Genomic DNA, 14,501 nt, shown 5'->3' on the forward strand with positions numbered 1-14,501 from the left:
CGAATCTGGACAGGCAAAATCGTGTGTCAGATGCCGTACAGTTGATCGGCGTGCTGAGCGTCCGCGAATCTAGAGCCCGCGCACGGCCGCCAGAACCGCCTCGGCGTGCCCCTTGACCTTCACCTTGGGCCAGTGGCGGCGGATCACCCCCCCGGCATCTACCAGGAAGGTGGCGCGCTCGATGCCCATATAGGTCCGGCCGTACATAGACTTCTCGACCCAGGTGCCGAATGCCTCGCAAACGCTCTCGTCCTCGTCCGAGGCCAGGGTGACGGTCAGATCGTGCTTGGCCTTGAAGTTCGAGAGCCTGCGGACCGTGTCCTTCGACACCCCGATCACCCGCGCGCCCGCGGCGGCAAAGGCGTCCATCAGGGCCGAGAAGTCCTTGCCCTCGGTCGTGCAGCCGGGCGTGTCCGCCTTGGGGTAGAAGTAGAGCACATAGGGTTTCCCTTTCAGCGCCCCGTCACTGACCCGGTCGCCGTCGGCCGTCGGCATGTCGAACGCCGGAACGGGTTTGCCTTCAAGTGTCATCTCTATCCCCATCTCCGCTCATCCCCGCGGACGCGGGGACCCAGTTCGATACATCCGAGAGGTCTCCGAGACGAACCTCATCATACAAGTCCCGCCATTCCGGATTGACGCTCTCGATCAGGTCTAGCTTCCAGGCGCGGTTCCACTTCTTGATCTGTCGCTCACGCCGGAAGGCCGCTTCCCGTGTCTCGTGCCGCTCAAGCCAGACGAGTGTCTGGACACCATATTTCGCGGTAAACCCACCGAGCGCCTTGGTCCTGTGCTGGCCGACACGTGTGATCAGATCGTCGGTCGAGCCGGTGTAAAGGGTGCCGTTCCGGCGGCTGGCCAGCATGTAGGTGAAGAAGGTCATCGTCTTGTCCTTCCAGATCTGGGTCCCCGCGTCCGCGGGGATGAGCGGATTTTAGGTTAGCTTTGCCCTGAGACGGGTCTTCTTGCCCTTTGCCAGTTCCAGTTCACCGTCCGCCCCAAAGTCCGAGAGCGACAACACCTGCTCGGCATCGGCGACCTTGGTGCCATTGATCCGGATTCCCCCGCCCATGATCTCGCGGCGGGCCGCATTTCGCGAAGAGACCACTTCCGACATGATCAGTATCGACGTTGTGGTCACGGCTCCCTCCAACACCTGTTGCCGGTCGACCGTGAACGTCGGCATGTCTTCTGACAGCTGTCCCTTCTCAAACGCGCTCTCGGCGGCCTGGCGGGCGGTCGCGGCGGCCTCTTCGCCGTGCAGCATGGTGGTTGCCGCATCGGCCAGGGCCTTCTTGGCGTCATTGATGGCCGCGCCGTCCAGCGCTTCCAGCCGCGCGATCTCGTCCAGCGACAGGTCGGTGAACAGGCGCAGGAATTTGCCGACGTCGGCATCGTCCACATTCCGCCAGAACTGCCAGTAGTCATACGGGCTCAGCTGTTCGGCGTTCAGCCAGACGGCGCCCTGGGCGGTCTTGCCCATCTTGCCGCCCGAGGCCGTGGTCAGCAGCGGCGTGGTCAGGCCGAACGCCGACTTCTGGTCCACGCGCCGCACCAGGTCGACGCCCGAGGTGATGTTCCCCCACTGGTCCGAGCCGCCCATCTGCAGGGTCACGCCCAGCCGCCGGTTCAGCTCGAGGAAGTCCACCGACTGCATGAGCATATAGTTGAACTCGAGGAAGGTCATCGGCTGTTCGCGCTCCAGCCGCAGCCGGACCGAGTCAAAGGCCAGCATCCGGTTGACCGTAAAATGGGTGCCGTAATCCCTCAGGAACTGGATATAGCCATAGGTCGACAGCCATTCATCATTGTCGATCATGACCGCGTCGGTCGGCCCGTCGCCGAAGGTCAGGAATTTCTCGAACACCGTGCGGATCGAGGCGATGTTCGCCTGGATCGTCTCGTCGGTCAGTTGCGGGCGCGAGGCGTCCTTGCCGGTCGGATCGCCGACCTTGGTCGTGCCGCCGCCCATGACCACCACGGGCCGGTGCCCGGCCTGCTGCAACCGGCGCAGCATCATGATCTGGATCAGGCTGCCGACGTGCAGGCTGGGGGCCGTCGCATCAAAGCCGATATAGCCCGACACCACCCCGCCGGCCGCCGCCGCATCCAGCTCGTCCGGATGGGTGATCTGGTGGATGTAGCCGCGATCCCGCAGCGTCTTGAGGAAGTCGGACTTGAAGGCTGGCTCGGTCATGGGGCTTGAGGCTTGGCGGGGAGGGGAAGGGGCGTGTAGCACGGACCTTGCGCCAGCTTAAGGAGCCGATTTCGAATGGTTGTCAGTCTGTCGGCTCACCCCGCATCCCCGCGCGCCGGTCTGGCCGTGACGGTCGATCAGGAGCGCCGGGCCGACCGGCTCTGGCTGCGCTTCATTGTTGAGGGCGACACGGATGCCATCGAGTGGCCGCGCAAGGCTCCGCCGATCCGCACAGACGGTCTTTGGCAGCACACCTGTTTCGAGGTCTTCATCAGAACCGGCGATGGCTACGTCGAGTATAATCTGTCGCCCTCGGATGCCTGGGCGACATATGCCTTCAGCGGCTATCGCGAAGGCATGAGTCCGGCGGATCAGGTCGTTGACGTTCATGGTCTGGATGGCGGAGAGCGTTACGTCGCCCTCGAAGCCGTCATCGATCTACCCTCTGACGCCACCGGCCCGATCGCCCTCTCCGCCGTGATCGAGGCGACCAACGGATCCCTCAGCTACTGGGCGTTGGCGCATCCGTCGGATAAGCCCGACTTTCATCATCCCGACTCGTTCGTGCTGGAGATCCCATGAAAACCGGCCTCGACCGCCTCCTGTCCGAACCGGCGCTGCGTGCCCCGCTGAAGGGCCGTCGCGTGGCCCTGCTGGCCCATCCGGCTTCGGTGACCGAGGATCTGACGCATGCGATCGATGCCCTGGTCGCCTGCCCGGACATCGACATCACCGCTGCCTTCGGTCCCCAGCACGGCATGAAGGGCGACCTGCAGGACAATATGATGGAGAGCCCGGACTATCGCGATCCGGTCCATGGTTTTTCCGTCTTCAGCCTCTACGGAGAGGTCCGCCGTCCGAAGGACGAATGGATGGACACCTTCGACGTCATCCTGATCGACCTGCAGGACCTCGGCTGCCGCATCTACACCTATGTCACGACCCTGCTTTACGTGCTGGAGGCCGCACAGGCGCACGGCAAGACGGTCTGGGTTCTGGACCGCCCCAACCCCGCCGGCCGCCCGGTCGAGGGCACCCTGCTGCAGCCGGGCTGGGAGAGCTTCGTCGGCGCCGGCCCCATGCCCATGCGCCACGGCCTGACCATGGGAGAGCTGGGCCGCTGGTTCATCGACCACTTCGACCTCGACGTCGACTATCGCGTCATCGAGATGCAGGGCTATGCCATCGACGCCGCCCCCGGCCATGGCTGGCCGCTGCTGGAGCGCGCCTGGATCAACCCCAGCCCCAATGCCCCGACGCTCGGCATGGCCCGCGCCTATGCCGGCACCGTCATGCTGGAAGGGGCGACCCTGTCCGAAGGGCGCGGCACCACCCGCCCGCTCGAACTGTTCGGCGCCCCCGACATCGACGCCCGCGCCGTGATCACCGAAATGCGGCGTCTGGCGCCCGACTGGCTGACGGGCTGTGCCCTCCGCGAAATGTGGTTCCAGCCGACCTTCCACAAACACGTCGGCCAGCTGTGCCATGGGGTACAGATTCATGCGGAAGGTCCGCACTATGACCACGCCGCCTTCCGCCCCTGGCGGCTCCAGGCCCTGGGCTTCAAGGCCATCCGCGCCCTGTGGCCCGACTACGACCTGTGGCGCGACTTCCCCTACGAATACGCCTTCGGCAAACTGCCCATCGACGTGATCAACGGCGGTCCCTCGCTGAGGGAATGGGTCGACGACGCAGGCGCAATCCCCTCCGACCTCGACGCCCTCGCCACCCCGGACGAGCACGCGTGGGAAGACACCCGCAGGCCGTTCCTGATCTACTAGAGTTCCACGCGCCCTGACCTGACGCCCTGTCGGGAGAGGAATTGCCATGATCGCGCTCATGCTGGTCGGCGTGCTTTCGGTTCTGGGCCTGACTGGGGGACAGGATCCCGTCGTGCTGAGCCCCGAGGCTCGCGCCCTGATCGCGCCGGTGTCCGAGGCCATCAAGGCTGAGGAAGCGCGTCAGGCCGCCCTGCCGCCGCCGGTCGACGTCAGTGAGCGGCTGGTTCGCATGGGACAGCTGGATCAGGCGGCTCGCCGCGTCGTGGTCACCATCGACCTGTCCGGTCTTCCGGAAGAGGAGCGTCAGGCGGCCTTCGACGCGATGGCCGCGCCGATTCAAGCTCTGGACGACCGCTTGCTCGCCGAGCTTTTGACCCTCGTTCCTCCCGAGGGCTGGTTCACGATCGATCGCTATGGAGAGCGGGCGTCTGGAGCCGCCTTCCTGATCATCCAGCACTCGGACGTGGAGCAGTGGCGCCGCTTCGTGCCCATTCTCGAGCCGCTGGCACTGGCTGGCGAAATCGACGGTCAGGACTACGGCCTGATGTACGACCGGTTGGCCGTCAGCGAAGGACGGCCCCAGCGATATGGGACTCAGGTGACGTGTAAAGGGGGGCGCTGGGTCATTGATTACGAGAATCTGGAAGACCCCGATCGCGCAGACGAGCGACGCGCTTCAATAGGCTTTGTCGGAACGCTCGCCGAGTACGAGGGGATATTCGCCCGTTACCCGCCCTGCGAAGAAGACTGACGCCACCCGCCGGGTTGCGCGGAGGGGATGAATACGGTGATCAGGCCTTCAGCACATCGGCCTCCAGCCGGGCGGTCCACAGGGCGGCGCGGCGCGCCAGCTCATCCTTGATGCCGACCTCCGGATAGTCGGGGCGCAGGCGCTCCAGTTCCTCATAGCGGAAGGCCGCCTCGCCGTGCTCGCGCCAGGCGGCCTGAAGCGAGCGGAAGGGGCTGGACCCCATCCTGAGCGCGAACCACAGGCCGTTCTGCTGCCGGTCGACGTTGGCGCCCTTGCCGACCCACACCTGTCCGCTGGCCTCGCACACGACGGCGAACACGCCCCAGGCGGGCGGGCGTTCGCGGTACTGGCTGAGGGCCTCTTTTCTGGCCTGGCGGTCCATGGTCATCTCCGTATTACCCGGGTAATATGACGCATAAATATACCCGGGTAAATATAGGAACCGGCATGACCGACGAGAATTCGCAATCGCGCTACACGGCCTTCGCAGGCGATGAGCGGATCGGGGAGGGCACCCTGGCCGAGGTCGCCGGGGCCGTCTGGCACGCCCGGCAACAGGACGCGGAGCGAACCACCCTTGTCTTCGACGCCCGGGGGGCGGTGGTCGATCTGGACCTGCGCGGCGACCTTGCCGATGTGGTCGCGCGCTATGCGCCCGCGGAAAAGCCACGCCGGGGCCGCCCGAAGCTGGGGGTGGTGGCGCGCGAGGTGACACTTCTGCCCCGCCACTGGGACTGGCTGGCGACCCAGCCGGGGGGCGCCTCGGCCGCGCTGCGCCGCATGGTCGAGGCCGCGAGCCGGGCAGAGGGCCAGACGCAGCGGGTTCGCCTCGGCCGCGAGGCCGCGTACCGCTTCATGTCCGCCATGGCCGGGGACCGCCCGGGGTTCGAGGAGGCCTCACGCGCCCTGTTCGCGGGCGACCGCAAGGCGCTGGGACAGCATACCGCGTCCTGGTCGCAGGACATTGTGCGGGAGATCGAGTTCTGGCTGGACGGGGCCGACTAGGCCTTAAGCCGGCTTTTCTTCCAGTCGCTTGTCCAGATAGGCGCCGACGCGCCGGTCGACGGCATCGATATGGTCCTGCCAGAAGTGGCTGGCGCCGTCCTCCAGCTCATAGTCGATGACGATGCCCTTCTGGGTGCGCAGCTTGTTGACCACGCGCTCGACCTCGACCGGCGGCACGATGGTGTCGGCCGTGCCGTGCAGGAACAGGCCCGAGGCGGGGCAGGGGGCGAGGAAGGAGAAGTCGTAGATGTTCGAGGGCGGCGACACCGAGATGAAGCCGTCGGTCTCGGGCCGGCGCATCAGCAGCTGCATGCCGATGTAGGCGCCGAACTGATAGCCCGCGACCCAGGTCTGGGTGGCGGCGGGGTTCTCGGCCTGCAGCCAGTCCAGCGCGGTCGCCGCATCGCCCAGCTCGCCGATGCCGCTGTCGAACTCGCCCTGCGACTTGCCCATGCCGCGGCTGTTGTAGCGCAGGGTGGCAAAGCCGCGCTGCTGGAACAGCTGGAAAAGCGTCAGCACGACCGGATTGTTCATATGGCCGGCCGCCTTGGGGTGCGGGTGCAGGATCAGGGCGATCGGCGCATCGGGGCGTTTGCCGGGGGAATAGCGGGCTTCGAGACGACCGGACGCACCCGGCAAAATCACTTCAGGCATGTGTCTTCAAACCATCCGGTTCAAAAGGTCACAGCAGGGTCAGGCAATACTTGACTGCTGTAGTAGGACTTTCTAAGTGCCGGTACCCCGAGGGCGCGGCGGCGAAGGCGCGGGTTCTAACACACCTGATCGCCTGTGCGCGGGAAAATTGCCCGTCTGTGCGCGCAAATGAGGAAGGTGCGGGATGCGACTGTCGACGAAGGGACGCTATGCTGTGATGGCGATGGCCGATCTGGCGCGGAACGGCCGTGCCCAGGACGGATCGGCTCGTTCGGTGTCGCTGTCCGAGATCGCCCAGCGCCAGGAAATTTCGCTCAGCTACCTTGAGCAATTGTTCGCCCGGCTGCGGCGTTGCGGCCTTGTGAAGAGCGTGCGCGGACCCGGCGGGGGCTATCGTCTGGCGCGCGCACCGTCCGAGACCGTGGTCGCCGACATCGTTCTGGCCGTCGACGAGCCGATCCGCGCCACCCGCTGCGTCGCCCATGCCTCGCCGCGCGGCTGCATGGCCTCGGGCGAACGCTGCATCACCCATAATCTCTGGGAAGATCTGGGGGCCGAGATCCACGCCTATCTGGCCGGCGTGTCGCTCGAGGACGTTGTTCTGAACCGCACGGGCGCGCGCCGTCGCTCGCCGTGTGCCGGGGCCCCGGCCAGCGTGGGAGCCGCCGCATGACCGTCTATCTCGACTACAACGCCTCGGCCCTGATCCGTCCCGAGGTCCAGGCCCTGGTCACCCAGATCATGGCCGAGGGCGGCAACCCCAATGCCGTCCACGCAAAGGGCCGTCGCGCCCGTGCTCATATCGAGACCGCCCGCACGCGCGTCGCCGATCTGGTCGGCGCCGATCCGACGGCTGTCATCTTCTCCTCCGGCGGGACCGAATCGAATGCCCAGGCCGTGGCCAGCGCCATTGCGGCGGGCTGCGAGCGGCTGATCGTTTCGGCTACCGAGCACCCCTGCGTGGCCGAGGCCGCCGCCATGTCATCCGTGCCGGTCGAGACCTTGCCGGTCGATGCCAACGGTCAGGTCGATCTGGACTGGCTGGCCGGGGCGCTGAAGCGCCCGGGCCGGGCCATGGTCGCCATCCACCATGCCAATAACGAAAGCGGCGTCATCCAGCCGATCGCCGAAGCCCGCGCCCTGGTCACCGGGGCCGGTGGCTGGCTGCACGTCGACGCGATCCAGTCGGCCGGCAAGATCACGGTCGACATGCGCGAACTGGGCGCGGACTCCCTGACCCTGTCGGGGCACAAGCTGGGTGGCCTCCAGGGCGTCGGTGCCCTGGTGATGGGCGAGGGGCGCAGCGCGGTTCGCATCCTGCACGGCGCGGGTCAGGAGCGCGGCTTCCGCGCCGGCACCGAAAACGTCCCGGGCATCGCCGCCTTTGGCATCGCCGCCGAATGCGCTGTCCGTGACCTGGCGCATGACCATTCCGCCTGGCGCGACGCCGCCGCCGAGCGCCTCAAGGTCGAGGGCGCGGTCGTGGTGGGCGAGGGCGCGCCCCGCCTGCCCAACACCCTGTTCGTGACCACCGAGGGCTGGGACAGCCCGCAACAGTTGATCAGCCTCGACCTCAAGGGGGTGATGGTCTCGGCCGGCAGCGCCTGCTCGTCGGGCAAGACCAGGCCGTCCAAGACCATGGTCGCCATGGGGCTGGAGCCGCTGGCCACCTTCGCCATCCGCGTCTCGGGGGGCTGGGGCACGACCGAGGCCGACTGGCAGGCCTTTGCTGACGCCTGGTGCGAGGCCCGCGCCCGCGTGCGCGCCCGCCAGCCCGTCGAGGAGATCGCCTGATGGTCGCCGTCAAGGAAACCGTCGACGCCGTCGCCGAGCTGGAGCGCTACAAATACGGCTTCACCTCGGACATCGAGCAGGACTTCGCCCCCAAGGGTTTGAACGCCGACATCGTCCGCTTCATCTCGGAGAAGAAGGGCGAGCCTGAGTGGATGCTGGAATGGCGTCTGGCCGCCTATGAGCGCTGGCTGGCGATGGAAGAGCCGACCTGGGCCTCGGTTCGCTATGAGCCGGTCGACTATCAGGACCTGTACTACTACGCCGCGCCGAAGAAGAAGGAGGGGCCAAAGTCCCTCGACGAGGTCGATCCCGAGCTGCTGGCCGTCTACGAAAAGCTGGGCATTCCGCTGAAGGAACAGGAAGTCCTGGCCGGCGTCCAGGGCGCGCCCAAGGTTGCGGTCGACGCCGTGTTCGACAGCGTGTCGGTGGTCACCACCTTCAAGAAGGAACTGGAAAAGGCCGGCGTGATCTTCATGCCGATCTCCGAGGCCCTGCGCGAACACCCCGAGCTGGTGCGCCAGTATCTGGGCTCGGTCGTGCCGGTCAGCGACAACTATTTCGCCGCCCTGAACAGCGCGGTTTTCTCGGACGGCAGCTTCGTCTACATCCCGCCGGGCGTGCGCTGCCCGATGGAGCTGTCGACCTATTTCCGCATCAATGCCAGCCAGACCGGCCAGTTCGAACGCACCCTGATCATCGCCGACAAGGGCAGCTACGTCAGCTACCTCGAGGGCTGCACCGCCCCCATGCGCGATGAGAACCAGCTGCACGCCGCCGTGGTCGAGATCGTCGCGCTGGAAGACGCCGAGGTGAAGTACTCGACCGTCCAGAACTGGTACCCCGGCGACGCCGAGGGCAAGGGCGGCATCTACAACTTCGTCACCAAGCGCGCCGACTGCCGCGGTGACCGCTCCAAGGTCAGCTGGACCCAGGTCGAGACCGGCTCGGCCGTCACCTGGAAATACCCCTCCTGCATCCTCAAGGGCGAGGACAGCTCGGGCGAATTCTATTCGATCGCCATCACCAACGGCCACCAGCAGGCCGACACCGGCACCAAGATGATCCACCTCGGCAAGAATTCGAAGAGCCGGATCATCGCCAAGGCCGTCTCGGCGGGGAAATCGGACTCGACCTATCGCGGTCTGGTCTCGGTCCACCCCAAGGCGACGGGCGTGCGCAACTTCACCCAGTGCGACAGCCTGCTGATCGGCAAGGACTGCGGCAGCCACACCATCCCCTACATCGAGGCGAAGAACGGCTCGGCTCAGCTGGAGCACGAGGCCACCACCACCCGCCTCAGCGACGACCAGCTGTTCTACGCCCAGCAGCGCGGCCTGTCGGAAGAAGAAGCCGTGGCCCTGCTGGTCAACGGCTTCGTACGCGATGTCATGCAGAAGCTGCCGATGGAGTTCGCCGTCGAAGCCCAGAAGCTGGTGGCGATCAGCCTGGAAGGGAGCGTGGGGTGAGTGTTCTAACCATCACTCAACGCGCCAAGAGCCATGGCGTGAAGATTCGTCACGAGGTCGATAAGTTCGCCGTGGAAGCTGCCGAGAAATATTTCAAGCGAGTTTGCGAGCGCGCTGAGGAGTTTGAGAAATCGGGCGAGCCGGCCGACGTGGTTGCGCGTGCATCGATCCTGAAATGTTCGTCGCAAAGGGTCGATTTGCAGGCCTGCCTCTATGCCTTTTTTCGCGATCATGCCGGTGGAGGTGGGGGTGACCTCGACGCTCTTTTGGAGCGAGCCCAAGAATTGGTCGATTTCTTCGAGCGCGATTTGGACGAGTTGCTGCTCGTCTCGGTCGTCGAGTTTCGTGTAGCCCGGATTGAAGATGCTTAAGATCAACAACCTCCACGTCGCCGTTGGTGACACCCCGATCCTCAAGGGCCTGACGCTCGACGTTCCGGCGGGCGAGGTGCACGCCATCATGGGGCCGAACGGCGCGGGCAAGTCGACCCTGGGCTACGCCCTGTCGGGCCGCCCGGGCTACGAAGCGACCGAAGGCGCGGTCACCTGGCGTGGCGAGGACCTGCTGGACCTCGACCCGGCCGAACGTGCGGCGAAGGGCGTCTTCCTGTCGTTCCAGTATCCGATCGAGATCCCCGGCGTCCCGGCCCTGACCTTTGTGCGCACGGCGCTGAACGCCCAGAAGCGCGCGCGCGGCGAGGACGAGGTCTCGGCCCCGGAATTCCTGAAACAGGTCAAGGCGGCGTCGAAAGCCCTCAAGATGGATTTCGACATGCTGAAGCGGCCCCTGAATGTGGGCTTCTCGGGCGGTGAAAAGAAGCGGATGGAGATCCTGCAGATGGCCCTGCTGGAGCCGTCGCTGCTGATCCTCGACGAGACGGATTCCGGCCTCGACATCGACGCCCTGCGCATCGTCGCTGATGGCGTGAACGCCCTGCGTGGCCCCGAGCGCTCCATGCTGGTCATCACCCACTATCAGCGCCTGCTCGACTACATCAAACCGGACAGGGTCCATGTGCTGGCCGCCGGCAAGATCGTCGCGTCGGGCGGCCCGGAGCTCGCCCACCAGCTCGAGGCCGAGGGCTATGACCGCTATGTGGGCGAGGCCGCGTGACCTTGACCGCCGCCTTCAATCTCAACGACCCGGCGACCTTCCCCTCGCGGCGGACCGAGGCGTGGAAGTACAGCGACGTGCGTCGCTATATGCGCGATGCGCCGCCGCCGTCTCCGCCGGGCCGGGTGGAAGGCGCGGGGCCCTTCTATGAGCTGGGCGGCGACGGCCTGGTGTTCGTGAACGGCCGGGCCGTGGGCGCCGACGCCTATGTCGCATTCGGGGACCACACCCTGCGCCTGCGCTTCATCTCGGATGCCAGCGGCACCGGCCACACGGCCACCGCCCGCATTTCCGCCCGTCCGGGCTCGACCCTGCTGCTGCTCGAAAGCCATGAGGGCCAGGGGGCGGCCTATGCCGCGCACAACCGGCTCAGCATCGACGTCCCGTCGGGCGCCGCCGTTCACCGGATCGTCCTGACCGACGAGCCCGCCGACAGCCTGTCGATTACCCAGGCCGAGGTCACGGTGGGCGAGGGGGCCATCTTTCACCAGACCCTGATCGCGACCGGCGGCCGCCTCCAGCGGCTGGAAACCCATGTGCATCACGCCGGTCATGGCGCCGATGTGCGTCTGGACGGCCTCTATCGACTGACCGATAGCCGCCATGCGGACCTGACCAGCGTCGTCACCCACGCGGGCCCTGACGGCCTGACCTCGCAGCTGGCCAAGGGCGTCGTGACCGACACGGCACGCGGCGTCTTCCAGGGCCGGATCGTGGTCGAGCGCGGGGCCGACGGCACCGATGCCCGCATGGGCCACCACGCCCTGATCCTGTCGGACCGCGGCGAGGTCGACGCCAAGCCCGAGCTGATCATCTATGCCGACGACGTGCAGTGCGCCCATGGCAACACGGTCGGCGCGCTGGACGAAACCGCCCTGTTCTACATGCAGCAGCGGGGCCTTTCGGCCGAGGAGGCGAGGGCGCTGCTGACCGAGGCCTTCCTGATGGAGGTCGTCGACCGCATCGACCACGAAGGGGCACGAGAGGAGGTCCGCGCATGGCTGACGGCACGCTCATGACCCGCAGCGGCTTCGACGCTGACGCTGCCCGCGCCCAATTCCCCATCCTGTCGCGGCAGGTGAACGGCAAGCCGCTGGTCTATCTGGACTCGGCCGCCTCGGCGCAGAAGCCGCGCGCCGTCATCGACGCCCTGACGGCGGCGATGGAGGGCAGCTACGCCAACGTCCACCGGGGCCTGCACACCCTCGCCAATGAAACCACCGAGGCCTTCGAGGCCGCGCGCGAGACCGTCGCCCGATATCTGAACGCGCCCTCGGCGGACCAGATTGTCTGGACGCGGGGCGGCACCGAGGCGATCAATCTGGTCGCCGCCGGTATCGGCCAATCCATCCAGCCCGGCGACGAAATCCTCGTCAGCCAGATGGAGCACCACTCCAACATCGTGCCCTGGCACATGCTGCGCGAACGCAAGGGCGCGGTGCTGAAGTGGATTCCCGTGCGCGACGACGGCAGCCTCGACATGCAGGCCTGTGCCGACCTGCTGGGCCCAAAGACGAAGATCGTTGCCGTCACCCACATGTCCAATGTGCTGGGCACCCTCAACCCGGTGGCCGAGATCAGCCGCCTCGCCCAAGCGGCGGGCGCCCGCGTGCTGATCGACGGGTGCCAGGGCGCGGTGCACGCCTCGCCTGACGTTCAGGCGCTGGGCTGTGACTGGTATGTCCTGACCGGCCACAAGCTGTTCGGCCCGACCGGCATCGGCGCCCTCTACGGCACGGCCGAAGCGCTGGAGTCCCTGCCGCCCTATCAGGGGGGCGGCGAGATGATCGAGTCCGTCACCCAGGACCGCGTCACCTATGCCAAGCCGCCCCAGCGGTTCGAGGCCGGCACGCCGCCGATCCTCGAGGCCATCGGTCTGGGCGCGGCGCTCGACTGGTATTCGACCTTTGATCCCGCCGCCGTTCACGCCCACGAGGCCGCGCTTCTGGACCGCGTGCGGGAGCGGCTGTCGGGGCTGAACTGGCTGACCGAGATCGGCACGGCGCCCGGCAAGGGGGCCATCTTCACCTTCACCGTCGACGGCGCCCACGCCCACGACATCGCCCAGGTGCTGGATCGCTATGGCGTCGCCGTGCGGGCCGGCCTCCACTGCGCCGAGCCGCTGGCGGCCCGTTTTGGCCTGACGTCGAGCACGCGGGCCAGTTTCGCCCTATATAATACGATCGAGGACGCCGACGCCTTTGCCGACGCCCTCATCAAGGCCAGGGAATTCTTCGTTTAGGCATGGACGATCGCATCACCCAAAGTCCGGATTTCGCCGAAAGCTGGGACGCGCCGCAAAAGAGCGCCCTCGGCCAGGCCGAGCTCGACCGCCTGACCGATGATCTGGTCGCGGCGCTCAAGACCGTGTTCGACCCGGAAATCCCGGTCGACATCTATGAGCTGGGCCTGATCTACAAGGTCGATGTCTCGGACGACCGCGACGTGCTGGTCGAGATGACCCTGACGGCGCCCGGCTGTCCCGTCGCCGGCGAAATGCCCGGCTGGGTCGAGGATGCCGTCATGACCGTCGACGGTGTGCGCTCGGCAAAGGCCAATCTGGTGTTCGACCCGCCCTGGGACCCCTCCAAGATGAGCGATGAGGCCAAGCTGGCCCTCAACATGTTCTGATCCATGACCGACCTGACCGCCACCCGACCCGCCCGCCGTCCCCGTCCCCAGGCCGTCCGCCTGACCGAGGCCGCCGCCGCGCGCGTCCGCGACCTGACCGAAGGCGCCGCCGGCCCCTGCGTGGGCTTGCGCGTCGGCATCAAGAACGGCGGCTGCGCGGGACAGGAATACACCGTCGACTATGCCGAGCGGATCGAACCGCTGGACGAGGTGGTCGAGGACAAGGGCGCCCGCATCCTGATCGATCCCAAGGCGGTCCTGTTCCTGATCGGCAGCGAGATCGATTTCCAGGTCACGGATCTGGCGTCGAAATTCGTGTTCAACAACCCGAACCAGACCGACGCCTGCGGCTGCGGCGAGAGCGTGACCCTGACGCCGGCCAAATGATGAGTCACTCCTCGCGCGGCACCAGATAGGCCAGCATTGTCTGACGCTGATGCTGGCGGACCAGCACCATCTGCATGCCACGCTCCGTCAGACTGGTGATCATCACACGTTCAAAGGTGGCGCGGCGCACAGGCTCGCGACCTTCGGGGGTGTCGATCCAGGCGAATACCGATGTGTCCTTCTGGCGGAAAAAGCTCTGGCCGAGGTACCGTCCCACCGCACGTCTTGCGGGCCGATGGTCACCCGGCTCCGCGGAAAGATAGCAACGATCCTGCGGTGCCCTTCCGCCCCCGTATCCCCAAATGGAGGCTTCCTTCGTCAGGACGCGGTATTCCACGCCGCCCTCGACCTTGACCCAGACATTCAGGCCCTGCCCTTGAAACAGGTCGTCCGGGACCAGTTCCCCGGCTGGCTCATATCCTCGCTCGAGGGCGATCTGCTCGGCGATTACCGGATCCGCGTGCCAGTCCAGGCAGACAGCCTTGAACTCCTCAAACACGTCGGGTGCATCGGGGGCTACCGCAACCGATGCCGACAGGGTGAACCCGATCAAAGTCGCCATGCAGCCGCGAAATAGCATTGCTCTACCCCTCACCCGGAAAGCCAGCCGCCTTACTTGTATCGTTGTTATGCAGGATGGACAACCTGAGGTTTTTTGCGTACTGTGGGGGTGGGATTAACGCCCGTGGGGAGGATGAGAATATGCGGAACCTGAAACAGAT

At 66.3% G+C, this 14,501-nt stretch carries 19 protein-coding genes; 13 read left to right on the plus strand and 6 right to left on the minus strand.

Features of this window, described 5'->3' with window-relative positions:
• Nucleotides 1-69 precede the first annotated feature (69 nt).
• From J7346_RS02375 to tyrS, 3 genes are read right to left on the minus strand one after another with little or no spacing between them, the layout of a single operon-like run.
• A complete protein-coding gene (locus J7346_RS02375) occupies nt 70-531 on the minus strand; it encodes a peroxiredoxin (RefSeq protein WP_209117413.1) in 462 nt (153 codons plus the stop codon).
• Nucleotides 521-883 carry a GIY-YIG nuclease family protein gene (locus tag J7346_RS02380; RefSeq protein WP_209117415.1) on the minus strand — a complete coding sequence of 121 codons (363 nt, stop codon included), beginning with the start codon at nt 881-883 and terminating at the stop codon, nt 521-523. The genes J7346_RS02375 and J7346_RS02380 overlap by 11 nt, the downstream gene beginning before the upstream one ends.
• Nucleotides 884-934: 51 nt before the next feature.
• A complete protein-coding gene (tyrS, locus tag J7346_RS02385; protein ID WP_209117417.1) occupies nt 935-2,197 on the minus strand; it encodes a tyrosine--tRNA ligase in 1,263 nt (420 codons plus the stop codon).
• Between the two features lie 75 nt (nt 2,198-2,272).
• On the opposite strand from tyrS, the gene J7346_RS02390 reads away from it, so the two are divergent.
• From J7346_RS02390 to J7346_RS02400, 3 genes are read left to right on the plus strand one after another with little or no spacing between them, the layout of a single operon-like run.
• Nucleotides 2,273-2,779: a DOMON-like domain-containing protein gene (locus J7346_RS02390; protein WP_209117419.1), complete on the plus strand. Its 507-nt coding sequence runs from the start codon at nt 2,273-2,275 to the stop codon at nt 2,777-2,779.
• Complete coding sequence (locus J7346_RS02395) at nt 2,776-3,978, plus strand: DUF1343 domain-containing protein (RefSeq protein ID WP_209117421.1); 1,203 nt, start codon at nt 2,776-2,778, stop codon at nt 3,976-3,978. Before J7346_RS02390 ends, J7346_RS02395 begins: the two co-directional genes overlap by 4 nt.
• Nucleotides 3,979-4,024: 46 nt before the next feature.
• Nucleotides 4,025-4,729: a DUF6624 domain-containing protein gene (locus tag J7346_RS02400; protein WP_245157590.1), complete on the plus strand. Its 705-nt coding sequence runs from the start codon at nt 4,025-4,027 to the stop codon at nt 4,727-4,729.
• A gap of 40 nt (nt 4,730-4,769) precedes the next feature.
• On the opposite strand, the gene J7346_RS02405 is transcribed toward J7346_RS02400, so the two are convergent.
• Nucleotides 4,770-5,111 (minus strand): GIY-YIG nuclease family protein, encoded by a 342-nt coding sequence (locus tag J7346_RS02405; protein WP_209117423.1) that lies wholly within the window; start codon nt 5,109-5,111, stop codon nt 4,770-4,772.
• A gap of 65 nt (nt 5,112-5,176) precedes the next feature.
• Here J7346_RS02405 and J7346_RS02410 point away from each other — a divergent pair, with 65 nt between their 5' ends.
• Nucleotides 5,177-5,734 carry a DUF2239 family protein gene (locus J7346_RS02410; protein WP_209117425.1) on the plus strand — a complete coding sequence of 186 codons (558 nt, stop codon included), beginning with the start codon at nt 5,177-5,179 and terminating at the stop codon, nt 5,732-5,734.
• Between the two features lie 3 nt (nt 5,735-5,737).
• Here J7346_RS02410 and J7346_RS02415 read toward each other — a convergent pair whose 3' ends face one another.
• A complete protein-coding gene (locus J7346_RS02415) occupies nt 5,738-6,388 on the minus strand; it encodes an alpha/beta hydrolase (RefSeq protein WP_209117427.1) in 651 nt (216 codons plus the stop codon).
• 184 nt (nt 6,389-6,572) lie between these two features.
• Between J7346_RS02415 and J7346_RS02420 the strand changes: the two genes are divergently transcribed.
• The 9 genes from J7346_RS02420 to J7346_RS02460 are packed head-to-tail and all read left to right on the plus strand — an operon-like array spanning nt 6,573 to nt 13,779.
• On the plus strand, nt 6,573-7,061 hold the full coding sequence (locus J7346_RS02420; protein ID WP_209117429.1) for an Rrf2 family transcriptional regulator: 489 nt from the start codon (nt 6,573-6,575) through the stop codon (nt 7,059-7,061).
• Complete coding sequence (locus J7346_RS02425; RefSeq protein ID WP_209117430.1) at nt 7,058-8,182, plus strand: cysteine desulfurase family protein; 1,125 nt, start codon at nt 7,058-7,060, stop codon at nt 8,180-8,182. The genes J7346_RS02420 and J7346_RS02425 overlap by 4 nt, the downstream gene beginning before the upstream one ends.
• Nucleotides 8,182-9,648, plus strand: a complete 1,467-nt coding sequence (gene sufB, locus J7346_RS02430; RefSeq protein WP_209117432.1) for a Fe-S cluster assembly protein SufB — start codon at nt 8,182-8,184, stop codon at nt 9,646-9,648. Before J7346_RS02425 ends, sufB begins: the two co-directional genes overlap by 1 nt.
• 38 nt (nt 9,649-9,686) lie before the next feature.
• Nucleotides 9,687-10,019 carry a hypothetical protein gene (locus J7346_RS02435; protein ID WP_209117434.1) on the plus strand — a complete coding sequence of 111 codons (333 nt, stop codon included), beginning with the start codon at nt 9,687-9,689 and terminating at the stop codon, nt 10,017-10,019.
• Entirely contained in the window at nt 10,012-10,761 is a 750-nt protein-coding gene (sufC, locus tag J7346_RS02440; protein ID WP_209117436.1) for a Fe-S cluster assembly ATPase SufC, read from the plus strand. The genes J7346_RS02435 and sufC overlap by 8 nt, the downstream gene beginning before the upstream one ends.
• 2 nt (nt 10,762-10,763) lie before the next feature.
• Nucleotides 10,764-11,780, plus strand: a complete 1,017-nt coding sequence (gene sufD / locus J7346_RS02445; RefSeq protein WP_245157615.1) for a Fe-S cluster assembly protein SufD — start codon at nt 10,764-10,766, stop codon at nt 11,778-11,780.
• Complete coding sequence (locus J7346_RS02450) at nt 11,759-13,003, plus strand: cysteine desulfurase (RefSeq protein WP_209117438.1); 1,245 nt, start codon at nt 11,759-11,761, stop codon at nt 13,001-13,003. Before sufD ends, J7346_RS02450 begins: the two co-directional genes overlap by 22 nt.
• A 2-nt stretch (nt 13,004-13,005) precedes the next feature.
• Nucleotides 13,006-13,392, plus strand: a complete 387-nt coding sequence (locus tag J7346_RS02455) for an SUF system Fe-S cluster assembly protein (RefSeq protein ID WP_209117440.1) — start codon at nt 13,006-13,008, stop codon at nt 13,390-13,392.
• Nucleotides 13,393-13,395: 3 nt separating this feature from the next.
• Nucleotides 13,396-13,779: an iron-sulfur cluster assembly accessory protein gene (locus tag J7346_RS02460; RefSeq protein ID WP_209117442.1), complete on the plus strand. Its 384-nt coding sequence runs from the start codon at nt 13,396-13,398 to the stop codon at nt 13,777-13,779.
• Between the two features lie 4 nt (nt 13,780-13,783).
• Here the strand turns inward: J7346_RS02460 and J7346_RS02465 are convergent, their stop codons facing one another.
• A complete protein-coding gene (locus J7346_RS02465; protein ID WP_209117444.1) occupies nt 13,784-14,359 on the minus strand; it encodes a hypothetical protein in 576 nt (191 codons plus the stop codon).
• Nucleotides 14,360-14,501: the final 142 nt, after the last annotated feature.

It is taken from the genome of Brevundimonas sp. A19_0 (genome assembly GCF_017744255.1).
Classification (GTDB): Bacteria; Pseudomonadota; Alphaproteobacteria; order Caulobacterales; family Caulobacteraceae; genus Brevundimonas.